Consider the following 24,794-nt stretch of genomic DNA (forward strand, 5'->3'; position numbering starts at 1 on the left):
GTTTTTATCCCTTCTTCTTATGTCCATTTTTTAGGAACCCTTCTTCTTATTATGTCCACTTTATGGGGTATATTTTAAGCTTCGCCTTCAACAAGGCCTACGTCTTTGCCTTCAGCGAAGCCGATGTCCTTGCCTTCAGCAATACCCTCACGCCGTTCGTCCAACAAACGAGCTTCCATAAGCATATATTCTCGCCTCACTTTCGTATCGAGTTTCAAGTAACTGATTTCGTCATCAATCTGTCTGGTGAAATCAGTGGTTACAATGTGATTGTTGACATAATCATAAAAGCTTTTAAGATCCTTAGAGATGTCGCCATGCGTACCCTTAGTGTTCAAAAGCATCGTGGTTGCTTCGTCGGGAAGCTCCAACTCCAAATTTTCCAGGCAACGCTTTTTAAAGGTATAAACGTAATTGCCTTTTTCAAAGAAATCAAAAATACAGATGAAGATGATGTAGGTCGGCGGCAACAGGTCATAAGGCTGGCCCGCTTGCAGCAAATCAAAATCAAGCAGCGCCTGATAATAGCGCGAGCGTTTGGGCAGAACGTAAGTATCCGTATCGGAATTTTTAATGTTCTTTACCTGCATCTCCAAATTATAATGCGTATTTTTGTCGTCTGCTACGATGATATCCAGGCGGATACCGTGGCTTGTGTAGTTAGGATCGATAGTTTTTTCTGCTTCAATGTAGTTGATGTCCGCAATCTCAATCTGCAGTAGCTCTTCCAGCAGATGCTTGCAGATACGCTTGCGCGACATAACCTTCTTGAAGATAAAGTCACTTTGGATTGTCAGGTTTGCAAATTTTGTTGCCAGGTCTTGCATGGTTTCTCTCCTTTCATTTTAACACAGATGTTATAAAAAATACATAAGCAGCACAAAAACAAAAAAAGAGTAGTACCCTGGCGATAAAAAAATCGTCAGTTTGTACTACTCTTAGAATGTACCAGATAATTATAAATGGCCTTGCTTAAGCTTCTGCAGAAAAGTTTAGATCTGCAGGATATACTGCTTATTTTCTTGTCCGTAGGTAAGGTAGCTGGAAGCGTAATGTTACCTGCAGTTTTGGAAGAACATGCTTTAAGTTTACTTGAAGAGGAGAGAAAAGTCAAGGGAGGAGAGTGGAGATTTCACCGTACGCCACTCCAAACTTACGGAAGCAGAGGTGCGTGAGCTGGCCTCCAAGCTGACAGCGTAATAACTTCTTCCATAATATTATAAATTTCACCCGTTCTTCACAGCAGCTCGTGCCTTGCACTTCGCTGCTGTTTTTTTATGCGCCAAAATCTGCTATAATATATAGTGTATAGTTAGCTTTAGTGCAAGGAGCATTACAGCCTGCGCGGAATAAATTCCGCCCCGGACTGCAACGCTTATTTGCTAAGCAATAAGGAGTGATACACATGGAGATAAAATCTGTCGCACTTTTGGGAGCAGGAGCCGTTGGCTCTTATATAATCTGGGGACTGAGCAAGCTCCCCGATATCAGATTCGGCATTATCGCCGAAGGCAGCCGTGCTGCGCGTTTGCGTGACGAGGGCTGCACCATCAACAACGTTACCTACCATCCGCAGGTATGGAGCCCGCAGGAAGCGAAGGGCGTAGACCTGTTGATTGTCGCTTTGAAATACGGCGCTCTGCCCGGCGCGTTGGCAAGCATTCGCGAGGCAGTAGGCCCCCATACTACTGTCATGAGCCTGATGAACGGTGTGGACAGCGAGGAGATTATTGCCGGTGCTATCGACCGCAAGCAGATTCTGCCTGCTCTGATTAAGATTGCGTCGCGTCACGAGGGCAACGGCGTGCGCTTCAACCCGGAAAAGACTATCGGTATTGTTTTCGGCGAAGCGCAGGCACCGTTTGAGAGTGAGCGTGTGCTGGCGATTGAAGCACTTATGCACAGTGCCGATATCCATATCCGTCATACGGATTGCATTAATGAAGAAATCTGGTGCAAGTTCCGCCTGAACGTCTGCAACAATCTGCCGCAGGCTGTGATTGGCGCAGGTCTTGGCTGCTACCGGGACAGCGAGCATATGCGTGCGATTAAGGAGGGCCTGCGCCGTGAGCTGGAGGCCATCGCCGCCGCTAAGGGCATTGATATGAGCAAATGTCCCGCAAGCTCCGGCCGTGGCAGCGCCGTTCCGCCATCTGTGCGCTATTCTACGCTGCAGGATTTGGACGCAGGCAGACACACTGAGATTGATATGTTCTCCGGTGCTCTGATGGCGATGGGCAAGGAGCTGGGAATTCCCACGCCCTACAACGAATATACCTATCATATTATCAAAGCGTTAGAGGAAAAGAACGATGGCCTGTTCGATTACACCGGCCAGAACAAAGAAACTACCTTCTCAAACTAAGTGCGCATAAAAGGAGGCTTTTGCAGATGAAGAATTTGCTGACGATTGCCGGCAGTGATTCCAGCGGCGGCGCAGGAATCCAGGCCGATTTAAAGACCTTTGCCGCTCATGGCACCTTCGGTATGAGCGTCATTACCGCCGTTACGGCACAAAACACCTGTGGTGTTACCGCAGTGCAGAATATTGACTGTGATATTGTCGAAGCGCAGATTGCTGCTGTTTTTGATGATATCCGTGTGGACGCGGTGAAAATAGGTATGGTATCGCAGCCGGAGATTATCCGCACGATTGCCGCCTGCCTGCGCCGTTATCAGCCGCGCATTATCGTGGTGGATCCGGTGATGATTTCCAAAAGCGGTTATCCGCTGCTGGCACCGGAGGCCTGCGAAACGCTGATTAAGGAGCTGCTGCCGTTGGCTACGCTGGTTACGCCCAACCTGCCGGAAGCAGAGGCGATTACCGGCATGCAGGTTACAGAAAAGGCGCAGATGCGTGCCGTAGCAGAAAAGATTATCTCCCTGGGCGCGAAGGCAGTGCTGGTAAAAGGCGGTCACCTGAACGATACGGCAGATGACCTGCTCTTTGATGGCAGCATGGAAACATGGTTCCCCGGCAAGCGCATTGCTACGAAGAATACCCACGGCACAGGCTGCACACTGTCGAGCAGTCTGGCGGCAAATCTGGCCAAGGGGCTGGAGCTGACGGAGGCAGTACGCGCCTCCAAGGCCTACGTTACCGAAGCCATCGAGCATGGCATCGAACTGGGCAGCGGCTGCGGTCCGACGCATCATTTTGTTGATTTATACAGAAAGGCTGGTATCTTAGACTAATGGATTTAAAAAATACTTTTGGCGAGCTGGTTGACAAGCTGCGTAAGGCAAGACCTGTCATCCACGAAATTACTAATTATGTTACGGCGGAAAGCTGTGCAGATGCTGCGCTGGCAGCAGGCGCTTCTCCGGTGATGGCCGATGAGCCGGAGGAGGTTATTGAAATTACCGCCGGTGCCGACGCACTGGTGCTGAATCTTGGTACGCTGAGCTTCAATAAGCAGATTGCTATGGAGCGTGCGGCGCAGGCTGCCAAAGCCAAGGGCATCCCCGTAGTGCTGGACCCTGTGGGTGTAATGGCTTCTACCGTACGCTTGAACTTCGCGCTGAAGCTGCTGAACGCAGGCTATATTGACATCGTGCGTGGCAACCACAGCGAATGCCAGGCGCTGCTGTTGGGTGCAACCGGCGGCCGTGGCGTAGACAACATGGAGCAGGGAACCGAAGAAGGCGAAGCACTGCGCACCGCTAAGGACGCTGCTGCCAAATTCGGCTGCGTATTTGCTGTCACCGGCCCGATTGACAACATCAGCAACGGCAAGCAGGCTGTTGTGCTGAACAACGGTCACCCGCTGCTGCAGGATATCACCGGCAGCGGCTGCATGACTACTACCTTAGTTGCCTGCTGCGCTGCTATCACCAAGGATATGCTTGTTGCGGCAGCACTGGGCGTGGTAATCATGGGCCAGAGCGCCGAGCTGGCAGCCAACTTTCTCGAGAAGAAGGATGGCCCCGGCATGTTCAAGGTGCGCCTGATTGACGCCATTTATCATGTAACTACGAAGTGGAATCTGGTGAACCTGAAGCCGGAGGAAAAGGTGTCCTGATGAAAGCACAGCCTGATTACAGTATTTATCTGGTTACGGATGATGGCTGCCTGCAGGGAAGGGCGCTTATTGACTGCGTGCGTGAGGCGCTCGAGGGCGGTGTGACACTGGTGCAGTACCGTGCCAAGACAGCATCCAGCGCGGAGATGTATAATGAAGCGCTGCAGCTGAAGGCACTGTGCGACAGCTTTAACGTGCCGCTGATTATCAACGACCGTCTGGATATCGCCATGGCGGTAGGCGCAGCAGGCGTACACCTAGGGCAGGACGACCTTCCCTGCGCTGCGGCACGCAGGATTTTAGGCGAGGAATACCTCATCGGCGTTTCTGCGCACAATCCGGCGGAGGCTAGAGCGGCGCTGCAGAGCGGTGCGGATTACCTTGGCTGCGGCGCTGTCTTCGGCACTGCTACCAAGGCAGACGTCAAAAAGCTGGGTACGGAAGGCTTAGCGGCTATCTGCAGGGAGAAGGAACGGCCTTACTCCGGACGGAATCTTCTGGCAGCTATCTGCTGGAAGAAGGGACTGCCTGTTGTCGGCATCGGCGGCGTAACTGCGGACAATTACCGCGAGGTGCGCGCGGCAGGCGCTGACGGCGCAGCCATAGTCAGCGGCATACTGGCGCAGCCAGATATTCGCACTACGGTAAGAGCGATTGCCAAGGTAAGCGAAGAGTTTGCCAAATAATAAACGTTATAATAACGTTCCTTTTCAATAAAATTATGGTCATCTTTTAGGGTGGCCATTTTTGCATTAAAGCTGATTTTCCGAATTATTTTTAGCTAAAACTGAAAAATGTTCACCAATTTACCTAGATTTATCGCTATCCATATTGGATAAAACGCCGAAGTGTGTTAAAATAGATACATAAATAGCAAGTATTCACCTCGAAAAAATTACATTGGAGGCCGTGTATATGAGTAACATTAGAAGACTTTTTGTAGAAAAGAAGGATGCCTTTGCTGTCGAAGCACATGGCTTGCTGGCAGACCTGCGCAACAACCTCGGTATGAGCAATCTTACCGGTATGCGTATCGTTAACCGCTATGACGTGATGGGCCTGAGCGATGAAGAATTCGCTATGGCTAAACAGCTGGTGCTGTCCGAGCCGCCTGTCGACAATGTCGTAGAAGAAGAGCTGCCGCTGGCTGCAGGCGAGGCTGCCTTTGCCGTAGAGCTGCTGCCCGGTCAATATGACCAGCGCGAGGATTTTGCCGAACAATGTATCCAGCTGATTACCCAGAAGGAGCGCCCGATGGTTGCTGCCGCTAAGGTATATGTGCTGGAAGGCGAGCTGACTGCGGAAGAAGTTGAAAAAATCAAGGCTTACTGCATCAACCCGATTGAAGCGCGTGAGGCTGAGCAGGCTAAGCCTGAAACCCTCATCAGCACCTGCGAGGAGCCGGAAAAGGTTAAATCCGTTACTGGTTTCCTGACCATATCCAAGGAAGAAGCGGAAGCACTGCGCCAATCCATGGGCCTGGCTATGAGCCTGGACGATCTGCTGTGGTGCCAGAAATACTTCAACGAAGAGCACCGCGAGCCGACTATTACCGAAATCCGTGTGCTGGATACCTACTGGTCCGACCACTGCCGTCATACCACCTTCATGACGCAGATTGAGGATGTAGATATCGTTCCCGGCACCTTTACCCAGCCTGTTCAAGAGGCTTATGACAAATACATGGCTGCCCGTGACGAGGTTTACGGTGAAGACACCGAGCGTCCGGTAACATTGATGGACATTGCCGTAATCGGCATGAAGAAGCTGCGCAAGGAAGGCAAGCTGGCTGACCTTGACCAGTCCGAAGAAATCAACGCCTGCTCTATCGTTGTGCCTATCGAAATCGACGGCAAAACCGAAGAGTGGCTGGTAATGTTCAAAAACGAAACCCATAACCATCCGACCGAAATCGAACCGTTCGGCGGCGCTGCAACCTGCCTCGGCGGTGCAATCCGCGATCCGCTGTCCGGCCGTTCCTATGTATATCAGGCTATGCGTGTAACCGGCAGTGCCGACCCGCGCACCCCAATCAGCGAAACCCTGCCCGGCAAGCTGCCTCAGCGCAAGATTACCATTGGTGCAGCTGCAGGCTATAGCTCCTACGGCAACCAGATTGGTCTGGCAACCGGCCATGTACAGGAATACTACCATGATAAATTTGTTGCGAAGCGTATGGAAATTGGCGGCGTAATCGGCGCTGCTCCCCGTAGCGCAGTTCGCCGTGAGCGTCCCGCTGCCGGCGATATCGTAGTGCTGCTGGGCGGCAAAACCGGTCGTGACGGCTGCGGCGGTGCAACCGGTTCCTCCAAGGAGCACACCGTTGACTCCCTCATGAGCTGTGGCGCAGAGGTACAGAAGGGCAATCCTCCGACCGAACGCAAAATCCAACGTCTGTTCCGCAACCCTGCCGTAACCGCAATGATCAAACGCTGCAACGACTTCGGTGCAGGCGGTGTATCCGTTGCTATCGGCGAGCTGACCGACGGTCTTGTTATTGACCTCGACAAGGTTCCCAAGAAATACGAAGGCCTAGACGGCACCGAGCTGGCTATCTCCGAATCTCAGGAGCGTATGGCTGTTGTTATCGCTGCCGCTGACCGCGATGCCTTCATCAAATATGCTGACGAAGAAAACCTGGAAGCAACTGTTGTTGCTGACGTTACCGAAGAACCGCGCCTGGTTATGTTCTGGCGTGGCGATAAAATTGTTGACCTGTCCCGCGCTTTCCTCGATACCAACGGCGTTGCACAGCACACCAATATCGTAGTAAGCGAAGAAGAAGAGGAGAATGTATTCGAGCAGGTTCCTGCCGAAGTAACCTCCGCTGTTGACCTGGAGGCTGCATGGCTGGCTAACCTCGGCCGTCTGAATGTCTGCAGCGAAAAGGGCCTGTCCGAGCGCTTTGACAGCACCATCGGCCGTGGCACCGTAATGATGCCGTTCGGCGGCAAAACCCAGCTCACTCCGAGCGAGGGCATGGTAGGCCGCATCCCCGTGCTGCACGGCAACACCACCGCAGCCAGCGTAATGGCCTGCGGCTACAACCCGAACGTTGCCTGCTGGAGCCCGTTCCACGGCGCTATGTACGCTGTAACCGAATCCGTAGTTCGCGCCGTAGCATTGGGTGCTGATCCCGCTAAGCTGCGCCTGACTCTGCAGGAGTACTTTCCGAAGCTGCATGATGCCAACAGCTGGGGCCAGCCGTTCAGCGCACTGCTGGGTGCCTTCACCGCACTTGATGCTCTGGACCTGCCGGCAATCGGCGGCAAGGACAGCATGAGCGGTACCTTCATGGACAAAACCGTTCCGCCGACACTCGTTTCCTTCGCTGTAGGCGTAATCGACGGCAATAAGGCTGTATCTGCCGACTTCAAGGCAGCAGGCGACAAGGTAATCTTCCTGTCCTGCCCGCGCAATAGTGCCGAAGTACTGGACTTTGCAGCCCTGAAGGAAAACCTGACCGCTGTACACAAGGCTATGGAAGCAGGCAAAATCGCTGCTGCTGCCGCTGTTAAAGAGGGTGGCGTAGCTGCACTGGTAACCACCATGAGCCTGGGCAACGAGCTTGGCTTTGAATTCATCAAACCGTTCCACGATACCGACAGCCTCTTCACTCTGCAGCCCGGTGGCATGGTTCTCGAGCTAGCAGCCGGCGTAGAACCGGAAGAGCTGTTCGAAGGTCTGGATTACATGCTGCTCGGCCACACCACTGCCGAAGCAGGCATCACCATCAACGACACCAAGATTGACGCTGCGAAAGCCTTTGCCGCATACCGCGAGCCGCTGCTGGGCATCTTCCCGGACGGCACTCCGAAGGCAGAAGAGCCTGCTGACATCGCAATGCCGCTGTACAAGAGCGAGCTGACTCTCACCGCTCCGGTGAATATCGCTAAACCGCGCGTATTCATCCCCGTATTCCCCGGCAACAACTGCGAATACGACAGCGCCCGTGCTTTTGAAGCTGCAGGTGCCGAAGCTAACACCTTCATCGTGCGCAACCTTACCGCTGCTGCTATCGAAGAATCCGTAGAAGCAATGGTTAAATATATCAACAACTCCCAGATCGTTATGATCCCCGGTGGCTTCAGCGCCGGTGACGAGCCTGACGGCAGCGGCAAATTCATCGCTACCATGTTCCGCAACCCGCGCATCAAGGAAGCAATCAGCGACCTGCTCGAAAACCGCGATGGCCTGATGCTGGGTATCTGCAACGGCTTCCAGGCATTGATTAAGCTCGGCCTCGTTCCGTACGGCGATATCCGCGACATGACCAGCGATGCACCGACACTGACCTTCAACAACATCGGCCGCCATATTTCCCAGATTGTTACCACCAGAGTTGTTTCCAACAAATCTCCGTGGTTCAGCCTGTGCGAGCCCGGCGAAGAGCATGCAGTTGCCGTATCTCACGGCGAAGGCCGCTTCTACGCTCCGGAAAGCACCATCAAAGAGCTGTTCGCTAACGGCCAGGTTGCTACCCAGTATGTAAACGCTCAGGGCGTACCGACCATGAACACTCCGTTCAACCCGAACGGCAGCCTGTATGCTATCGAAGGCATCACCAGCCCCGACGGACGTATCCTCGGCAAGATGGGCCACAGCGAGCGCTTTGCTCCGGGCCTGTTCCGCAACATTGCGGGCGACAAGGATCAGAAGATTTTCCTGTCCGGCGTAAGCTACTTCAAATAAGCTGAGGCTTAATAACGACACAATAAAACGCTCTGCTGATTGCAAGGTTGGCAGAGCGTTTCTGTATGTTTATATGTATATTTTGGCTATCCTCAGAAACCGTACAAAACTGTACAAACCGTACAAACGCAGGCAGGGCAAGGCTTTGCGTGTGTACGGTTTTTGTTATGGTGTACGGTTCAGACGATTTTCAGTTCTTTTACAAGAGCGTCCTGCAGCAGGCTGCTGAAATTAATATTGGCATCTAGAGCGCGCTTGTTGAGCCACGCAGGAATGGTCAGCGTTTTTTTAACGGATTTTGTGTTTTTGGCTAAGTCAATTTTTGACTGAATCAAGGAAGTATAGGTATTAGGTTCGGTCAATTTGATGTTTTGGGGAGCAGAAGCCTGAGGAAGCTTGTCGCCGTCCTCCAGCAGTCCCAGCAAAAAGCATTCCATAGCTTCCGCCGCATTGGCCAGCAGCTCCTCCTGCGTATCGCCTTGCGTAAAGCAGCCCGGAAGGTCGGGGAATTCCGCCCACAGGCCGTCGTCATCTACATGAATTATTGCGGGATATATAACGAGCATGATGTAGGGCCTCCTTTTATAATTTAATGCCTGTTCTTTTTAGGATAGCCATAAGCAAGCCTATTTTCATATCCTTACCATGAACAGGAATAACCTCAACCTGATTGCCTTTCTTTAAACGATGGTGACTTCCTTTTACGTTAGTCAGTTCCCAACCATTTTTCAATAAGAGGTTGAGCAGGGCTTTGTCTTTCATTGTAACCATAGAGAACCTCCCTGTACTTTAATTATAGCACGTATACACGTACTCAACAAGTTGTCTATAAACAAAAGAGACCTCTCGTACTACAACGAAAGGTCTTACCTTAGGCGACAACAATATTTAATTCGGATACAGTTTAGCATGGTAAAGAAAATAAGTCAAGTGATAAAGAAGATGAAATAATGATGCGGTATATGCAGGGAAATTTATATTCATAGCGAATAATTAAAATGTAAAGCTTATACAATAATTGTAAATGAAAAAAAGAAATATAGAGAGGAAAGTATAAGATGAAAAAGATTTTAGCTTTAGGATTAGGACTTTCTTTAATTATGTCCCTAGGCACTGCTAATGCTTCAGATGTTGCACAAAAGGGTGATACGGATATTTTCTTTAATCATTGATATCCTTGATCCCTTAACAAGCCGTAATGAGCCTGTAAAGTACCAATTCTAAGCAACTTCATAAAAATATGAAAAAAAATGCCACACATCCTTAATACTTTGTGAAGTATGGTATTTTAAAAGGACATGCACATGGAAAAATGGCAGATATATTTATATCTTTTCTTTGTAGTCGCAATATTGCACGCATTTTACGATAAACGTACCAAACTGGCAGTAGGGGCATGTGTCTTCTTCGCTATTGTTGTAGGTGCAATTAAATATGCAACATATGGTTTATATTCAGGATTACTAGCTTTTGTTTTGCTGCTTGCTCCTGCTGCTGTTGGTGCATCTATGCAAAAATCCGGGGTACTAAAGAAAGTATTAGATGAAAGTGATGATAAGACTGAGGATGCTCCACCTGTCCCTCTTGCTTCAGCGGATGAAGATTTCCAGAATACTGCACAGGAAAGCGTTAATCCGGAAAGCATGGTCAATTACCTGGATGATAATGGCCAACAGGTTGCAAATACATATAAACAATGCGAGCCAGAGGAAAAAACAGACGATGAAGCGGAAGCTGGCAAGAAAATAATAATCTGTATAGTTATGTTTTTTCTGCTTGTCCTGCAAGATGTAAGGTTGTACGCCATTTGCGTAGCATACTTTCTGTTGATTTTTAAACGCAGAAATTACTTTATGGATAAAAGGATATTATGGCCCCAAAGTCTCCATCTTGTAAAGACATTTTATTACAATATACTGCTGATATTCAGAATCTGGTTTTACAGCATGATGCTTTTGATTGCATCTATACTAGTAACAAATAAGCTTTGGTGGCAACCTGATTATACTTTTGCTTTTTATGCTTTCGCAATTGCTTTTCCGTTCTTTTTCGGGTTCTTGATTGTTGATATCTGCGATTTACATGATCTGTGGGCAGTCCGTTATCGGGCAAACACTATAAACAATAGAACTGATAAGCAGAGAAGCAACATAGATTATTACAGAAACCATCCAGATTATGAAAATTATCTGGTGCCTGCAGGATTAATTCTTCTTTTATTTTTGCTTGATTGTCCGTATTTAGCTTTAGCTATGGTATTAGTTGGTATACTTATCTTAGTGCAATATACTTTATGGACATCTTCAAAGCAGGCGAGGGAAGAATAAAATATATAACACTTAATAACGACACAATAAAACGCTCTGCTGACCGCAAAGTTGGCAGAGCGTTTCAATATTAAGCTATGAAGGGATAGTCAGCGTCTTATTATAGTCTTTTTGAATTTATTAATCCCTTATAGGTTAAGTAGCGCTGCCAATCAGGACAACTAAAAATAACTTGCTTTAAGAAAGAAAAACGCGATTCGTCTGCATTTATAATCCAATATAAAGTATCTACAGCAATGTTAGAAGACAAATCCAACGGCCAGCCATGATGTCCCGTGCCAATACATGGAATGGCTATTGTTTCACAACGATAGTATTCTGCTGCTTGTAGAATAGAGGCATAGCACTGACTAAATTTTTCTATGTTTCTATCATTCTTTATATAATACTTGGGAGTGAGAACATGAAAAATATATTTTGCCGGCAAATTAAATCCTGGTGTTGCAATACATTCACCATCAACAAGACCATCAGCGCATTCTAAATACTTATCCAATTCTGCTTCCCCGGCACTTTCATATATTGATTTACAAATGCCAGAGCCTTTAATTAAATGTTGATTAGCTGAATTGACAACAGCATCGCATTTTATCTCAGTAATATTGCTTTTGATAACCAAGTATTCCAATACGACCAACTCCTTATAAAAATATAAAAGAAAAGTTTAAAAAACTATCAAATTTATCTGTTTACAAACTCATTTTAACACGTATATACGTATATAACAAGTAATATCGCAGCAATTATGCTATAATATACATATAATAAATGAGTGGAGGCGTATACAATGCTGGGTGCAATTATCGGCGATATTGTCGGTTCACGTTTTGAATGGGATAATTATAAAGCGAAGGATTTTGAGTTTTTTACTAATGACTGCTTTTTCACAGATGACAGCGTAATGTCTTTGGCGTTATGTGAGGCGCTTTTGGAGAGCAAGCCTGATTTCAGTGATTTGCGCGAGCAGGCTGTAGCAAAAATGCGTGACTTTGGTGACGCATATCCTGATGCCGGTTATGGCAGAACTTTTTCCTGCTGGCTTTATTTTGGCGACCCACAGCCTTATAACAGCTATGGCAATGGTTCGGCAATGCGCGTTAGCGGTGTTGTCTATGCTGCGAATACCATGGAACAGGTCAAACAGCTTTCGCTGATGGTGACGGATGTAACGCACAACCATCCAGAGGGCATTAAGGGAGCGGAGGCAACTGCTGTGGCAGCCTTTATGGCCAAGCAGGGTGCAGATATGCAAGCCATCAGGGATTATATTGATGCTAACTATTATCCTATGGACTTCACGCTCGATGGCATCCGCGATTCCTATATGTTCAACGAAACCTGCCAGAATACCGTACCGCAGGCATTGATGGCCTTTTTCGAGTCAACAAGCTATGAGGATGCAATCCGTAATGCTATTTCTATCGGCGGCGACAGCGACACGCTGGCAGCAATCACCGGTGCGGTAGCAGAATGCTACTACGGCATACCGCAAAAACTACGGGAGCAGGGCATGAGCTATCTGGACGAAAGACTGCTTGGTGTATTGCGCGCTTTTGAAGAAAAGTATACGCCGAAGGTTGCGGAACTGTAAGAACATGCTGATGATTAATATATTATGGAGGTTTCCAAGCGACTGATTTTCAAAAACAAGGAATCCTATAAGCTTCTGGCAGAATGAGTATTTTCTGATAAAAGTAAAGATAATTAGTCAGAACATCAACTCTGATGCAAAATAAAACCGTACAAACGCAGGCAGGGCAAGGCTTTGCGCGTGTACGGTTTTTGTTATGTGTCGAAAAGTGTTAATTTCCCCAAAATATTCGTGTAAAAATACGTGAAAAAAAGAGCTTTTTTTACACTAAACTACACGAATAGTCAAAAACGCCTTTAAAACGCTAAAATGAGAGGCGGTTTTAGAATACACAAGAGCGTTATCATATGCTAGGAGAATTTGCCAAAACCACTCCCACAGGAGTATAATATACTTAAAAGACGAAAGAGGTGAGCCTTATGCTGCGCAAGCTATATCATGGTTCCAAAGATATTATCCAAAAGCCTGTCTATGGCTACGGTAAAAAATATAACGATTACGGCCTCGGCTTTTACTGCACCGAGGATATCAATATGGCGAAGGAATGGGCAGCAACGGCCAACCAGAACGGCTACGCCAACTGCTATGAGTTGGACTGCAGCGATTTGAAGATTCTGGATCTGAACGCAGAGCAGTTCTGCATCCTGCATTGGCTGACGATTTTGCTACAGAACAGGGAATTCGACACGCCCTCAGGTCTTGCGTATGAAGCGAAGGCTTATCTTCTGGAAAACTTTAAGGTCGATTACTCTGCCTATGACGCTATAATCGGTTATCGTGCGGATGACAGCTATTTTTCCTTTGCACAGGATTTCATCAACGGTACGATATCTTATCGCCAACTGAACAATGCCATGCATCTGGGCAAGCTGGGGCAGCAATTCGTGCTGAAGAGCCGTAAAGCCTTCTCTCTGATCAAGTTTACAGGCTACGAGTTGGCAGAGCACACAGAATGGTTCGATAAGAAGAATAAGCGTGACAAGAGCGCCCGTCGTGAGTATTTCAGCACGGAACGCAACAGGCGCCAACGTGGTGATATTTATATTACGCAGATTATGGACGAGGAGATGAAAAGCGATGATGCACGCCTACGATAAGCTATATCTTGATAAAGCGCGCACAGTTCTTGCCCGTATGCTGGATTTCGCTGTCTACGATTTGCATTATGACATCAGCGAATTCTTTGAGCTTTTTCTCGCTTCCGGTATCGCCAGACGCTTCGAGCAGGGTGATTTCACTATCCTTGCCGGCATGTCGGGTGTGGAGCTTGCCTATACAGTTTTGGAGAACGTGGGACTGGCGCAGGAGCGCATTAAGCCTGATTATCCGGTCAACCGCAGTGAGGAATACTGGACAGGCTGGGCGCTGGCTTATTACCAGTGGCAGACGGCGCTGAGCTTTGCGGAGATTAACCGTTATGTACCTATTAAAACTGTGCAGAGCCTCTACAATCCTTATCACGAGATGGATATCCGCCAGTTTACGGAGAAGATGACGGAGCTTTATAAAGAGGCGAAGAAGGATACGAACCTGAAGCTGTTGCGTGTAAAGGCAGAGCTGACGCAAAGGGAGCTGGCGGAGCTGGCAGAGGTTCCGCTGCGCACTGTTCAGCAGTATGAGCAGCGACAGAAGAATATTAACCGCGCGCAGGCAGAAACGCTTGCCAGAATAGCTAAACAGCTTTATTGTAATATCGAGGATTTGTTGGAGAAGGTCTAAAGAGCTTAATACAAAAACCGTACACACGCAGGGTTTTACACTTTGCGCATGTACGGTTTTCTTTATAATATTATATTAATCAGCTTAGTACGGCAAGCCCTTGCTACCGGAGATGGGGCGGCTCCAGCCTGGATGCGGACCGGTGACGTTGAGGATATCAACCAGAGCGGTATTTTGATTTAACACCTCAAAGTCGAATAAATCATATTTTTCATAAAGCTTTTCATCGCCAGTAGCACTGTCGACAACGATGATGGAGAGGGGTTTAGCACCGAAGCTGCCGGAAAGCTTTACCTTGACGCCTGTGCAGATGATGCCGGTATCTAAATCATGAGTGGCGATTTCCTTCCAGCCATAACCGGATTTTTCAACCGGGTGGGCCATTGCGGTAGCGTTGATGCTAAGGCTGATATAGTCGCGATTTGGCGTATATTCATCAAGTTCGTGCGTATGTGTTGCGTATACGTGATAGAAGCGATAATAATTGGGATTTTGGTTGGCATATTTTACCAGATGATTCATAATGAGCGAATCGGTAGGGGAGAATTTGTCTTTGAGGATAGCGTAATAACCCATATCAAGCACTTCAGCAGCAAAGGCAGCGACGCTGAAGCAGGCAGCAATTACGCATGAGAGCATGAGCGTGATAAGTTTTTTCATAAAATAAAATCATCCTTTCGATAAAATTCAAGAAGTATAGCAAGCCTTCCTATTTAGCATTATACTACTTTGGTTGAACAATGCAAGCAGAAAGTTTCAATTATAGTTGTATACATAGATTAAAATAGCTTAATACCGTACACCTGCAAAAAAACCGTACAGCCCCAAAGCCTTATGCAGCAAGGGGTTGTACGGTTTGTACGCTTTTGTACGGTTTTTTGTGAGCGCCTAGCCCTTATAGAAAAAATAGCTGATGACTGCTACCTGCAGGAAAAAGATGAGCGGTACGCCGAAGATGAACTTGAAGTGCAGCGTTTTGTGGCGGAAAAGCTGCATGGCGATAAATGCACCCGCGCTGCCACCGAGCGCTGCCAAAAGCAGCAGCCAGATCTCCGGCACACGCCAGCTATGCAGCCTGGCGAAGGCCTTATCCGCGCCATAGGCGGCAAATGCAACGCAGTTGATGAAAATCAGGTAATAATATAAAAAGCTGTGCATGGTTCATACCCTCACTTTCTCCAGGTTAGCTGCTGACGCTTTACTCCAGCAGCTTGGCGATATCCGGCAGGGGAGCGACGCTGCGCTTTAAAATGCCGTGCATATAGGCAATGGCGATGCCGTAGTTGGTCATGGGCACGCTCTGCGCCGCCGCGCGTTCGCTGCGGTTTTGCATTTCGCGCTCGTTGAGCATGCAGCCACCGCAATGCACTACGAGCTTATACTGTGACAGGTCAGCGGGGAACTCCGTGCCGCTGCTGAAGCAGAATTCAGGCTCCGCTTTGGTGAAGCTGCGAATCCAGCCAGGAAGCTTTACTGTGCCGATGTCCTGACATTGGCGGTGGTGGGTGCAGCCCTCGCTGATGAGTATCTTATCGCCATCCTGCACTGTATCGAGCACGCGCACAGCCTCGACAGCTGTGCTGAGCGTGCCCTTGTAACGCGCCATGAGGATGGAGAAGGAGGTGAGCGGAACGGTGGGCGGCACAATTTTGCTGACTGCGCCGAAGGCCTGACTGTCGGTTACGACGAGCTTAGGCGGGAAGGCGAGGCGTGCCAGTGCTTCCGCCAGCTCGCTTTCCTGTACGGTTACAGCAATGCCCTTGTTGTCGAGCACATTGCGCAGTACCTGCTGCTGCGGCAGGATGAGCCTGCCCTTGGGGGCGGCGCTGTCAATCGGCGTTACGAGCACTACGATGTCGCAGGGCTTGATCAGATCGCCAAGCAGCTGGCGTTCTACCTCACGTGGGCGCAGGGCGGCGATGGCCTCCTTCAGCTCGTTGATGTTACGGTTGGCAAGGGCGCTGACGAGGAAGCATTGCTTGGTGAGCTTCATGGCCTCCATAGTGAGCAGTGCCTGGCGCATTTCGTCCAGCAGCTCCACTTTGTTCAATACAAGGATAGAGGGGAGTTTTTTCGCCTGCAGCTGCTGCCACAGCGCTTTATCCGCCTCGCTGAGTCCTACGCTGGCATCTACTACGAGCAGAGCGATGTCGCACTTACCGAGCACCTGCTGTGCCTTGGCGATGCGCTGTGCACCCAGTTCGCCTTCATCGTCGAGGCCGGGGGTGTCGATAATCATTACGGGGCCGAGGGGCAAAAGCTCCATAGCCTTATATACAGGGTCGGTAGTGGTGCCCTTTTGTTCGCTGACAATGGCAAGCTCCTGACTGGTGATGGCGTTGATCAGGCTGGATTTGCCGGCGTTACGCTTACCGAAGATGCCGATGTGGATACGTTCGGCAGCGGGAGTTGTATTTAATGACATGGTGGGTTCTCCTTTACATATATAAGAAAAAATATACCATAATGAGGACTATATTTCGGAGAATACAGTGTCCTTACGGTCAGTAAAAATTACGGCCACTCATTTCGTGTGGAACCAAGACGAAGCGGCGCAAAACTCGCGCTATGCTGACAAATACTACTATACAAATCAGGCGTAGCGCTCAGACATTGCGCCCCTTCTGTGATTCCAGACACTCACTCGCTGTAATTTTTATTCCCTTCACGACACTATATTCTCTTTTAATTATACGAAATTGTTTTAAATACCACAATAAGCACTATATTTCGGAGAACACAGTGTCCTTACGGTCAGTAAAAATTACGGTCACTCATTTCGTGTGGAACCAAGACGAAGCGGCGCAAAACTCGCGCTATGCTGACAAATGCTACTATAAAAATTAGGCGTAGCGCTCAGACATTGCGCCCCTTCTGTGGTTCCAGACACTCACTCGCTGTAATTTTTATTCCTTTCACGACACTATATTCTCCTATTTTTACGTTGTAGTTCTAGCTAGATTTTTAAATAACTTTTGGTTCAACATGGTGTAAGCTTGGCTTCGGATAGCAAAAAAGGCTGCAGTACTTTCGCACTGCAACCTCATTGTTGCAAATTATTTCACAAGCTCCATTTTGGGATTAGGATTGTATTTACGGCCAGCCTTAGCGCAATCCTTACCGTCAACCTTAACGATATCCGCAGTGTAGTTGATATTGCCGTCGAAGAAGGAAGAGCCTACTGCATAGGTATCAACAGGCACGCCCATTTCCTCAAAGGCTGCTACGCGTTCAGCGTCAAAGCCGCCGGAAACGATAATCTTAACGTGGTTGAAGCCTTCGGCATCCAGCGCACGGCGAACGTTGCAAACCAGCTCCTTGCAAACACCGGTCGGCTTAAAGGTACCGATCTGAGTCCACAGGCTCTTGTCAACCATGCTGCCGGAGGTATCCAGACGCACACCTGCAAGCTTTTTGCCCAGCTTGCGGGCAACAGCCAGAGAAGTATTTACGCAGTCGTTGTCAAAGTCAACCAAAGCGATACGTGCGATAGACGGGTCAACATATTTATCGAATGCTTCAGTAGCAGCAACAGTGTCACCCTTATAGGAAGCAATGAGTGCGTGGGGGATAGTACCCAGACCCTTGCCGCCTGCTGCCAGCGCGTTAGCGTCGGTAGAGAAGCCGTGGATGCCGCCCACCAAAGCTGCATAGCCATCGGATTCCTGAGTCTGGTAAATATCATAACGTGCAGGGAAGAAAAGCACTGGCTTGCCGTTGGCAGCCTTCACTACGCGGCGAACATTGGTAGCAATGCGGCTCTGGCGTGCCAGAATACCCAGATACAGTGTTTCCAGATGCGCAAAGTCAGCATAATCGCCTTCGATAGTCATAACGGTTTCCCACTCGTCAACCTCTTCACCGTCACGCAGGGAACGAATCTCGATAGTTTCCGGATGGAAAGCGCATTGACGGATCAGAGCAATGACCTCGTCGGTACCGCAAACAACAACATGGTCACGGGCGAACACCTGCATCAGCACACGCGGATGGTAATTATCACCATTCAAAATCTCTTCGGAACGCATAAAATATGCGTCAGTATAATAACCTTGTTTAATTTTTTCTACAGGAAAGCTAAAGCTTTCAACAGGTCTTCTTGTAGTCATTTGATGAGCCTCCCAAAAATTTCTCACGAATTTTACGCTTTGCGAGAACATTAACTATTGATTGTAGTTAAAAATATGATACAATATAAAGGCTATGATAGCAAGTCTTTTCGCAAAAAAAATTCCGTTGAGCTATATTTCAGACACAATATAGATGGTGATACATATGCATGAAACACGAAAAAAATATACCGTGCTCCTGCTTTCAGCACCCATAGGCTCGGGACACAGGCTGGCAGCCGAAGCGCTGGAGCAGGCCTTCGCCGACCGTCCGGAGGTTGAGGTCATCCACGGCAATATCTTCAACTTCTTCCCACAGTTTCTGGGCAAGGCCTTTCTCGGCACCTACCTGTGGATTTTAAAATGCTGCCCCTGGCTTTATAAGCTGGCCTACAGCTGGGGCAACAAGCAGGGTGGCTCCCTGTGGCTGCGTGAGCTTTTAAACCGCCTCCTGGCACGCTTAGGCGGCAGCTACCTGCGCAGCGTACAGCCCGATGCGGTAATCGCTACGCACGCTACACCCGCAGGCATCATCGGCTATTACAAAAAGCAGCATCCCAAGCTTTGGCTTGGCGCCGTAGTGACCGACTTTACAATTCACCGCTGGTGGGTTTGCGACGGCGTGGATACCTATTTTATCGCCGACGAGCTGCTGCGCGACAAGCTCACTACTACTGCTGATATCCAGGCTACCGGCATTCCTGTGCGCCAGCAGTTTATGATTAAGCACGATAAGCAGAAATGCCGCGAGTTCTTCGGCTGGGACGAAAACGAACGCGTTTGCCTGCTGATGGGCGGGGGTGAGGGCCTGCTGCCGATGGCCGAGATAATCACGGCACTACAGCGCGCCGCTCTGAAAAACCTGCGCGTTGTTGCCGTCACCGGCCACAATGAGGCGCTGGCAGCACAGCTGCAGGCCAAATACGGTGCTACTGCCGAAATCTACGGCTTCCGCGAGGACGTGCCGCAGCTTATGGCAGGCGCTGATATGATTATCACCAAGGCCGGCGGCTTAACCTCTTCCGAGGTGCTGGCGAGCGGGTTGGACCTTTTAATCTACAAGCCGCTGCCGGGGCAGGAGGAGGGCAACGCCACCTTCCTGCAGCAGTATTGCGGCGCTCTGGTGGCACGTTCTACCGACGAGCTGGTGCAGCATATCAAAAGCAGCACGGCCAACACGCGCGAGGCTGCAGCGTGCAGCGAGCATGCACATCCTTTGGCGGCACAGCAGATTGTAGACTACGTAATGCAAAGACTGCAAAATAAAAATTAATCAACAGCGGACTCCTTCACCCGAGGGAGTCCTTTTTGCTGTGTGGCGCGGTTTTGCGCACTTTGGGCAACATCGTTCCAATAGTTTTGCTTGATAATTTCTTCTATTGTATAATTAATTTACTTGACCAATACGAATTTCATCATTATAATGTAAGAAAATCGCATATTATGAAGGCTGTGGCATGAAGTTCCGCTCTGACTGCATAATCATGTATGGAAAACAGGAGGAGTGTGACCTTATGGATACCTTATATCTTGCTGCAATCTGCGCTACTGTCCCCGGGCTGGGACGCAGCAGAATCCCTGAATTAATCAAAGCTTTGGGCAGTGCCCGCGCTGTTTTTGAGGCTGATGCTGCCACGCTTACAGCGACAGGACTTTGCACGCCGAAGGCGATTCACAATTTTCTTGGCAACCGTGATGCACGCATGCCGCAGAAGATTGATTACTTCTGCCGTCATCGTGGCGTGGAGTTACTTGCGTATACGGACGCCAGCTATCCGCAGAGCCTGCAGAACCTGAGTGACAAGCCCTTGGTGCTCTACGTCAAAGGAAGGCTGCCCGAGGCGCCCTACGCCTTGGCGATAGTCGGTTCACGTCGCTGCACGGAATACGGTGTGCGTGCTGCCGCCTACTTTGCGCAGGCGATGACGCGCGAGGGCATACCAATCATCAGCGGCGGTGCCAAGGGCATTGATACGGCGGCGCACGAGGCCTGCCTGCAGGCCGGAGGGACGACGGTAGCAGTGCTTGGCTGTGGGCTGGATATTGCCTATCCGCCGGAAAACGCCAGACTGTTCGCCCGCATTGCCGAACGCGGTGCGCTTGTGTCGGAATATCCGCCGGGAGTTCCGCCCATAGCGGCCAACTTTCCTGCGCGCAACCGCATCATCGTCGGTCTGTCGCAGGCTGTACTGGTAGCAGAGGCAGGCAAGCGCAGCGGCGCTGTAATTACGGCGAACATTGCTGCCGATGAGGGACGTGAGGTATATTGCGTGCCGGGGAATATTTTCGATGGCAGCAGCATTGGCTGTCACGAGCTTATCCGCACCGGTGCCAAGCTGGTTGATATGCCACAGGATATTTTAGACGATAAAAAGAGCTGGCAGCAGGCTATGAACCGCCGCATAACCCAGCCAAATATTTTTGACTGTGCACCGCAGGAGCCAAAGCCTGCACCCGCACCGGTCACAACCGAATTAGGAGCGAAGCTGCTGGCACTTTTGCAGGCAGGAGCGCTTTCTTTAGAAAAGCTGACGGAGCAGAGCGGAGCTGCTTTTGCTGCCGTAAGCATGGAGCTACTTGACCTGCAGGCCGCCGGACTGGTGGCTACGGACCAGGCACAGCGTTACTACCGAAAGTAGGAGGAACATAAATGGCAAAGACTCTGGTTATCGTGGAATCACCTACGAAATCCAAGACTATCGAAAAATTTTTAGGTAAAAACTATACCGTAAAGGCTTCAATGGGACATCTGCGCGACCTGCCGAAGAGCACCCTGGGTGTAACCTTTCTGCCGGACGAGGAGCATGCAAACGAATTTGAGCCGAAATATATCAATATCCGCGGCAAGGGCGATTTAATCAAATCCTTGAAGGCTGAAGCCAAAAAAGCCGATAAAGTCTTACTGGCAACTGACCCTGACCGCGAGGGTGAAGCAATCAGCTGGCATCTGGCATTTATTCTGGGCATAGACCCGACATCTGCCTGTCGCATTGAATTTCATGAGATTACCGCTGCCGCTGTCAAAGACGCTATCAAGCATCCGCGCTGCATTGACATGGATATGGTTGATGCACAGCAGGCACGCCGCATTCTGGACCGCATCGTAGGCTATCAGCTGAGCCCGCTGCTCTGGCGTAAAATCCGCAAGGGCCTCAGCGCCGGCCGCGTACAGTCCGTTGCAACCAAAATTGTTGCTGACCGCGATCGTGAAATTGAAGACTTTGTGCCGGTAGAATACTGGACATTGCGCGCCAAGCTGCGTGAAAACAGCAAAGCACCGCTGTTTGAAGTGGAAGCAGTAAAATATAAGGGCAAAAAGCTGGAGCTGCACAATGAGCAGGAAGCAAGAGCAGCGGAGGAAGCACTGTCCAAGGCCGATTACATCGTGAGCGACGCAGTGAAGAAGGAACGCAAGCGTCACCCCGTACCGCCGTTTACCACCTCAAGCATGCAGCAGGAGGCCAACAAAAAGCTCAACTTCAGCGCCAAAAAGACCATGATGCTGGCACAGCAGCTTTATGAAGGCGTATCCTTAGGCAAAACCTCCGTCGGTCTGATTACCTATATGAGAACCGACTCCGTGCGTCTGGCAGAGGTTGCTGTTGCCGAAATCCGCGACTATATCAAGCAAAACTTCGGCAGCGAATTCTGTCCGGCGAAGGAAAACCATTACAGCACCAAAAAGAACGCACAGGACGCGCATGAGGCAATTCGTCCGACCAGCGTCATGCGTACCCCGGCCGAGATGCAGGAGTACCTTACCAGCGACCAGCTGAAGCTGTATACCCTCATCTGGAACCGCGTTGTTGCCAGCCAGATGACGGACGCTGTTTATGACGTTACCACATTGACGATTGATGCTGCTGACTACCAGCTGCGCGCAACAGGCTCCGTACTGAAATTCCCGGGCTTCTTGCAGCTGCACAGCAAATATGATGATAAAGAAAAGGACGCTAAGGTTCCTTATATTGAGCCTGGCACAAAGATCGTCCTTTACAAGCTTCTGCCCGCAGAGCAGCACTTCACTGAGCCTCCTGCGCACTTTACGGAAGCAACGCTCATCAAGGAGCTGGAGGAGAAGGGCATCGGCCGCCCCAGCACTTTTGCCCCGACCATCGTTACCCTGCTTACCCGCGGTTACGTGGTAAAAGAGGCCAAAAAGCTGCTCGTTACCGAGCTTGGCATTATGACCGTGGATATGCTCACCGAATACTTCAAGGGACTCATCAACATCGGCTTCACCGCCCAGATGGAGGAAAAGCTGGATGAGGTTGCCGAAAAGAAGCACACCAAGGACGAGGTCCTCAGCGAATTCTACGGTCCCTTCAAAAAGGATCTGGACCACGCAGGCGTGGCAATTCCTATCGTCGAAATCCCGCTCGAGGTATCCGACGTACCCTGCGACAAATGCAACGACGGTACGATGATGGTTATCCGTGAGGGACGCTTCGGCAAGTTCCTGGCTTGCCCTAACTTCCCCAAATGCCGCAATACCAAGCCTATCCTGCACCCGATTGGTGTAAAATGTCCCAAGTGCGGTGCCGATATCCTCGAACGCAAGAGCAAAACCGGCAAGTTATTCTATGGCTGTGAAAAGTATCCTGAGTGCGATTACACCACCTGGGACAAGCCGCTTAACGAAACCTGCCCGGACTGCGGTGCTATGATGGTAGAGCACGTGGAACGCAACGGCAGCAAGCGCAAGTTCTGCAGCAACCCGGAATGCTCCAAGGCAAGGCCGGTATATGCCTCTAAAAACGCAGCAGCAAAGACTTCGGAAGCTAAAACAACCGCAACCAAAACCGCCGCAGCCAAGAAAACTACGGCGGCTAAAAAGACTACCGCTAAGAAAACTGCAACTACCAAAACTGCTGCGAAGAAAACCACTACCGCAAAGAAAGCTACCGCTAAAAAAGCTACTACTGCAAAGAAAACTACTACAACTAAGAAAGGCAGCAAGGAATAAATGACTATCTCTCCTGTACACGTAATCGGTGCGGGCCTGGCAGGCTGCGAAGCCGTTACCCAGCTGACGCGCCACGGTATCCATGTAATCCTGCACGAAATGCGTCCTGTAAAAAGTGACGAAGCACATAAAACCGCATATTTTGCCGAGCTTGTCTGCAGCAACTCCCTGCGCGCAGGCAACATTGAAAACGCTGTCGGCCTGCTCAAGGAGGAAATGCGCCGTTTAGGATCCCTCATCATGCAAAAGGCTGACGAGCATCAGGTGCCTGCCGGTGGTGCTCTGGCTGTTGACCGCGACGGCTTTGCCGCTGCCGTAACCGAGGCAGTTAAGGCTAATCCGCTCGTTACCGTCATCCACGAAGAGGTGACCGACCTGGAAAGCCTGGAAGGTACTGTTATCGTAGCCAGCGGTCCGCTGACCAGCGCTGCGCTTTTTGACGATATCAAAAAGCTGCTGCAGGCTGAATACCTGCACTTCTTTGACGCGGCAGCACCGATTGTTACCGCTGATTCCCTGGACTATGACAAGGTTTACCGTGCGTCCCGCTACGACAAGGGCGGCGCCGACTACCTCAACTGCCCCTTTTACACGAAGGAGGAATACGTTGCCTTCTGGGAAGCTCTCTGCAATGCGGAAAGCGCTCCCGTAAAAGATTTTGAGCATGATGTATTTGAAGCCTGCATGCCTATCGAGGAAATGGCTGCAAGAGGCGAGGACACCATGCGCTTCGGCCCGCTGAAGCCTGTAGGCCTCATTGACCCGCGCAACGGCAAGGAGGCGTATGCAGTAGTGCAGCTGCGCCAGGATAACGCTGCAGCGTCTCTCTACAACCTGGTAGGCTTCCAGACGCATCTCAAATGGCCGGAGCAAAGACGTGTTTTCGGCATGATTCCCGGTCTGGAGAACGCAGAGTTCGTGCGTTTCGGCGTAATGCACAAAAACACCTATCTGAATTCGCCGCAGCTTTTGGATAAGCACTTCAACCTGCGCAGCAATAAGCGTTTCTATTTTGCCGGACAGATGACAGGCGTAGAAGGCTACGTCGAGTCAGCAGCCTCCGGCCTGATGGCCGGTTTAGCTGCTGCGAGAGCAGTACTGGGCCTGCCTGAGGTAGAATTCCCCGAGGTAACTGCGCACGGAGCGCTGGCCAACTACATCAGCAATCCGACGATTGAAAACTTCCAGCCGATGAACATCAACTTCGGCCTCATTCCGCCGCTCACTGTACGCATCCGCAAGAAGAGAGAAAAGAACGCACAGATTGCAGCACGTGCTTTGGAAGCACTGGATGGCTTTCTGACGACGCTTAAGGACTAAACAGGTATAACAATTCGTCTGTTGTTTCTTGCAAAAAATCAGCAAAAG

21 protein-coding genes are annotated in these 24,794 nt (G+C 49.9%); 13 read left to right on the plus strand and 8 right to left on the minus strand.

The window, feature by feature from the left end; genetic code table 11:
• Nucleotides 1–74: 74 nt before the first annotated feature.
• On the minus strand, nucleotides 75–827 hold the full coding sequence (locus tag Q0G26_RS06700; RefSeq protein WP_293829273.1) for an Rpn family recombination-promoting nuclease/putative transposase: 753 nt from the start codon (nucleotides 825–827) through the stop codon (nucleotides 75–77).
• Between the two features lie 578 nt (nucleotides 828–1,405).
• Between Q0G26_RS06700 and Q0G26_RS06705 the strand changes: the two genes are divergently transcribed.
• From Q0G26_RS06705 to Q0G26_RS06725, 5 genes are all read left to right on the plus strand, one after another.
• The gene (locus Q0G26_RS06705) at nucleotides 1,406–2,365 is read left to right on the plus strand and encodes a 2-dehydropantoate 2-reductase (protein WP_293829274.1); all 960 of its coding nucleotides are present in this window, start codon (nucleotides 1,406–1,408) and stop codon (nucleotides 2,363–2,365) included.
• A gap of 26 nt (nucleotides 2,366–2,391) precedes the next feature.
• On the plus strand, nucleotides 2,392–3,195 hold the full coding sequence (gene thiD / locus Q0G26_RS06710; RefSeq protein WP_293829275.1) for a bifunctional hydroxymethylpyrimidine kinase/phosphomethylpyrimidine kinase: 804 nt from the start codon (nucleotides 2,392–2,394) through the stop codon (nucleotides 3,193–3,195).
• A complete protein-coding gene (gene thiM / locus Q0G26_RS06715; RefSeq protein ID WP_293829276.1) occupies nucleotides 3,195–4,022 on the plus strand; it encodes a hydroxyethylthiazole kinase in 828 nt (275 codons plus the stop codon). Before thiD ends, thiM begins: the two co-directional genes overlap by 1 nt.
• Nucleotides 4,022–4,708, plus strand: coding sequence for a thiamine phosphate synthase (thiE, locus tag Q0G26_RS06720; RefSeq protein ID WP_293829277.1), 687 nt, complete (start codon nucleotides 4,022–4,024; stop codon nucleotides 4,706–4,708). Before thiM ends, thiE begins: the two co-directional genes overlap by 1 nt.
• Nucleotides 4,709–4,937: 229 nt before the next feature.
• Nucleotides 4,938–8,714, plus strand: a complete 3,777-nt coding sequence (locus Q0G26_RS06725) for a phosphoribosylformylglycinamidine synthase (RefSeq protein ID WP_293829278.1) — start codon at nucleotides 4,938–4,940, stop codon at nucleotides 8,712–8,714.
• 179 nt (nucleotides 8,715–8,893) lie between these two features.
• On the opposite strand, the gene Q0G26_RS06730 is transcribed toward Q0G26_RS06725, so the two are convergent.
• Together Q0G26_RS06730 and Q0G26_RS06735 are read right to left on the minus strand one after the other, a co-directional pair.
• Nucleotides 8,894–9,280 (minus strand): type II toxin-antitoxin system HicB family antitoxin, encoded by a 387-nt coding sequence (locus Q0G26_RS06730; RefSeq protein WP_293829279.1) that lies wholly within the window; start codon nucleotides 9,278–9,280, stop codon nucleotides 8,894–8,896.
• Nucleotides 9,281–9,296: 16 nt separating this feature from the next.
• On the minus strand, nucleotides 9,297–9,485 hold the full coding sequence (locus tag Q0G26_RS06735) for a type II toxin-antitoxin system HicA family toxin (protein WP_293829280.1): 189 nt from the start codon (nucleotides 9,483–9,485) through the stop codon (nucleotides 9,297–9,299).
• Nucleotides 9,486–10,018: 533 nt separating this feature from the next.
• On the opposite strand from Q0G26_RS06735, the gene Q0G26_RS06740 reads away from it, so the two are divergent.
• On the plus strand, nucleotides 10,019–11,041 hold the full coding sequence (locus Q0G26_RS06740) for a hypothetical protein (RefSeq protein ID WP_293829281.1): 1,023 nt from the start codon (nucleotides 10,019–10,021) through the stop codon (nucleotides 11,039–11,041).
• Nucleotides 11,042–11,141: 100 nt separating this feature from the next.
• On the opposite strand, the gene Q0G26_RS06745 is transcribed toward Q0G26_RS06740, so the two are convergent.
• Complete coding sequence (locus tag Q0G26_RS06745) at nucleotides 11,142–11,669, minus strand: macro domain-containing protein (RefSeq protein WP_293829282.1); 528 nt, start codon at nucleotides 11,667–11,669, stop codon at nucleotides 11,142–11,144.
• 159 nt (nucleotides 11,670–11,828) lie between these two features.
• On the opposite strand from Q0G26_RS06745, the gene Q0G26_RS06750 reads away from it, so the two are divergent.
• The 3 genes from Q0G26_RS06750 to Q0G26_RS06760 all read left to right on the plus strand — a co-directional run bounded on the left by Q0G26_RS06750 (nucleotide 11,829) and on the right by Q0G26_RS06760 (nucleotide 14,351).
• Nucleotides 11,829–12,632, plus strand: a complete 804-nt coding sequence (locus Q0G26_RS06750; RefSeq protein ID WP_293829283.1) for an ADP-ribosylglycohydrolase family protein — start codon at nucleotides 11,829–11,831, stop codon at nucleotides 12,630–12,632.
• A 419-nt stretch (nucleotides 12,633–13,051) separates the two neighbouring features.
• Nucleotides 13,052–13,729, plus strand: coding sequence for a DUF3990 domain-containing protein (locus tag Q0G26_RS06755; protein ID WP_293829284.1), 678 nt, complete (start codon nucleotides 13,052–13,054; stop codon nucleotides 13,727–13,729).
• A complete protein-coding gene (locus Q0G26_RS06760; RefSeq protein WP_293829286.1) occupies nucleotides 13,710–14,351 on the plus strand; it encodes a helix-turn-helix transcriptional regulator in 642 nt (213 codons plus the stop codon). Before Q0G26_RS06755 ends, Q0G26_RS06760 begins: the two co-directional genes overlap by 20 nt.
• 84 nt (nucleotides 14,352–14,435) lie before the next feature.
• Here Q0G26_RS06760 and Q0G26_RS06765 read toward each other — a convergent pair whose 3' ends face one another.
• The 4 genes from Q0G26_RS06765 to Q0G26_RS06780 all read right to left on the minus strand — a co-directional run bounded on the left by Q0G26_RS06765 (nucleotide 14,436) and on the right by Q0G26_RS06780 (nucleotide 18,460).
• Entirely contained in the window at nucleotides 14,436–15,011 is a 576-nt protein-coding gene (locus Q0G26_RS06765; RefSeq protein ID WP_293829288.1) for a hypothetical protein, read from the minus strand.
• A gap of 228 nt (nucleotides 15,012–15,239) precedes the next feature.
• Nucleotides 15,240–15,509 carry a DUF1294 domain-containing protein gene (locus Q0G26_RS06770; protein ID WP_293829289.1) on the minus strand — a complete coding sequence of 90 codons (270 nt, stop codon included), beginning with the start codon at nucleotides 15,507–15,509 and terminating at the stop codon, nucleotides 15,240–15,242.
• Nucleotides 15,510–15,549: 40 nt separating this feature from the next.
• Nucleotides 15,550–16,776, minus strand: coding sequence for a [FeFe] hydrogenase H-cluster maturation GTPase HydF (gene hydF / locus Q0G26_RS06775; protein WP_293829290.1), 1,227 nt, complete (start codon nucleotides 16,774–16,776; stop codon nucleotides 15,550–15,552).
• Between the two features lie 631 nt (nucleotides 16,777–17,407).
• Nucleotides 17,408–18,460 carry a nicotinate phosphoribosyltransferase gene (locus tag Q0G26_RS06780; protein ID WP_293829291.1) on the minus strand — a complete coding sequence of 351 codons (1,053 nt, stop codon included), beginning with the start codon at nucleotides 18,458–18,460 and terminating at the stop codon, nucleotides 17,408–17,410.
• A gap of 166 nt (nucleotides 18,461–18,626) precedes the next feature.
• Here Q0G26_RS06780 and Q0G26_RS06785 point away from each other — a divergent pair, with 166 nt between their 5' ends.
• The 4 genes from Q0G26_RS06785 (at nucleotide 18,627) to trmFO (ending at nucleotide 24,746) form a co-directional block, all read left to right on the plus strand.
• On the plus strand, nucleotides 18,627–19,733 hold the full coding sequence (locus tag Q0G26_RS06785; RefSeq protein ID WP_293829293.1) for a glycosyltransferase: 1,107 nt from the start codon (nucleotides 18,627–18,629) through the stop codon (nucleotides 19,731–19,733).
• Nucleotides 19,734–19,974: 241 nt separating this feature from the next.
• A complete protein-coding gene (dprA, locus tag Q0G26_RS06790) occupies nucleotides 19,975–21,099 on the plus strand; it encodes a DNA-processing protein DprA (protein ID WP_293829295.1) in 1,125 nt (374 codons plus the stop codon).
• An 11-nt stretch (nucleotides 21,100–21,110) separates the two neighbouring features.
• Complete coding sequence (gene topA, locus Q0G26_RS06795) at nucleotides 21,111–23,426, plus strand: type I DNA topoisomerase (protein ID WP_293829297.1); 2,316 nt, start codon at nucleotides 21,111–21,113, stop codon at nucleotides 23,424–23,426.
• Entirely contained in the window at nucleotides 23,427–24,746 is a 1,320-nt protein-coding gene (trmFO, locus tag Q0G26_RS06800; RefSeq protein WP_293829298.1) for a methylenetetrahydrofolate--tRNA-(uracil(54)-C(5))-methyltransferase (FADH(2)-oxidizing) TrmFO, read from the plus strand.
• Nucleotides 24,747–24,794: the final 48 nt, after the last annotated feature.

The organism is uncultured Phascolarctobacterium sp., from assembly GCF_934190775.1.
GTDB lineage: Bacteria > Bacillota > Negativicutes > Acidaminococcales > Acidaminococcaceae > Phascolarctobacterium_A.

Excerpts from the sequence above, each read along its gene's own strand:
- Q0G26_RS06700 (WP_293829273.1), bottom strand. The coding sequence starts at position 827 with ATGCAAGACCTGGCAACAAAATTTGCAAACCTGACAATCCAAAGTGAC.
- Q0G26_RS06705 (WP_293829274.1), top strand. The coding sequence starts at position 1,406 with ATGGAGATAAAATCTGTCGCACTTTTGGGAGCAGGAGCCGTTGGCTCT.
- thiD (WP_293829275.1), top strand. The coding sequence starts at position 2,392 with ATGAAGAATTTGCTGACGATTGCCGGCAGTGATTCCAGCGGCGGCGCA.
- thiM (WP_293829276.1), top strand. The coding sequence starts at position 3,195 with ATGGATTTAAAAAATACTTTTGGCGAGCTGGTTGACAAGCTGCGTAAG.
- thiE (WP_293829277.1), top strand. The coding sequence starts at position 4,022 with ATGAAAGCACAGCCTGATTACAGTATTTATCTGGTTACGGATGATGGC.
- Q0G26_RS06725 (WP_293829278.1), top strand. The coding sequence starts at position 4,938 with ATGAGTAACATTAGAAGACTTTTTGTAGAAAAGAAGGATGCCTTTGCT.
- Q0G26_RS06730 (WP_293829279.1), bottom strand. The coding sequence starts at position 9,280 with ATGCTCGTTATATATCCCGCAATAATTCATGTAGATGACGACGGCCTG.
- Q0G26_RS06735 (WP_293829280.1), bottom strand. The coding sequence starts at position 9,485 with ATGGTTACAATGAAAGACAAAGCCCTGCTCAACCTCTTATTGAAAAAT.
- Q0G26_RS06740 (WP_293829281.1), top strand. The coding sequence starts at position 10,019 with ATGGAAAAATGGCAGATATATTTATATCTTTTCTTTGTAGTCGCAATA.
- Q0G26_RS06750 (WP_293829283.1), top strand. The coding sequence starts at position 11,829 with ATGCTGGGTGCAATTATCGGCGATATTGTCGGTTCACGTTTTGAATGG.
- Q0G26_RS06755 (WP_293829284.1), top strand. The coding sequence starts at position 13,052 with ATGCTGCGCAAGCTATATCATGGTTCCAAAGATATTATCCAAAAGCCT.
- Q0G26_RS06760 (WP_293829286.1), top strand. The coding sequence starts at position 13,710 with ATGATGCACGCCTACGATAAGCTATATCTTGATAAAGCGCGCACAGTT.
- Q0G26_RS06765 (WP_293829288.1), bottom strand. The coding sequence starts at position 15,011 with ATGAAAAAACTTATCACGCTCATGCTCTCATGCGTAATTGCTGCCTGC.
- Q0G26_RS06770 (WP_293829289.1), bottom strand. The coding sequence starts at position 15,509 with ATGCACAGCTTTTTATATTATTACCTGATTTTCATCAACTGCGTTGCA.
- hydF (WP_293829290.1), bottom strand. The coding sequence starts at position 16,776 with ATGTCATTAAATACAACTCCCGCTGCCGAACGTATCCACATCGGCATC.
- Q0G26_RS06780 (WP_293829291.1), bottom strand. The coding sequence starts at position 18,460 with ATGACTACAAGAAGACCTGTTGAAAGCTTTAGCTTTCCTGTAGAAAAA.
- Q0G26_RS06785 (WP_293829293.1), top strand. The coding sequence starts at position 18,627 with ATGCATGAAACACGAAAAAAATATACCGTGCTCCTGCTTTCAGCACCC.
- dprA (WP_293829295.1), top strand. The coding sequence starts at position 19,975 with ATGGATACCTTATATCTTGCTGCAATCTGCGCTACTGTCCCCGGGCTG.
- topA (WP_293829297.1), top strand. The coding sequence starts at position 21,111 with ATGGCAAAGACTCTGGTTATCGTGGAATCACCTACGAAATCCAAGACT.
- trmFO (WP_293829298.1), top strand. The coding sequence starts at position 23,427 with ATGACTATCTCTCCTGTACACGTAATCGGTGCGGGCCTGGCAGGCTGC.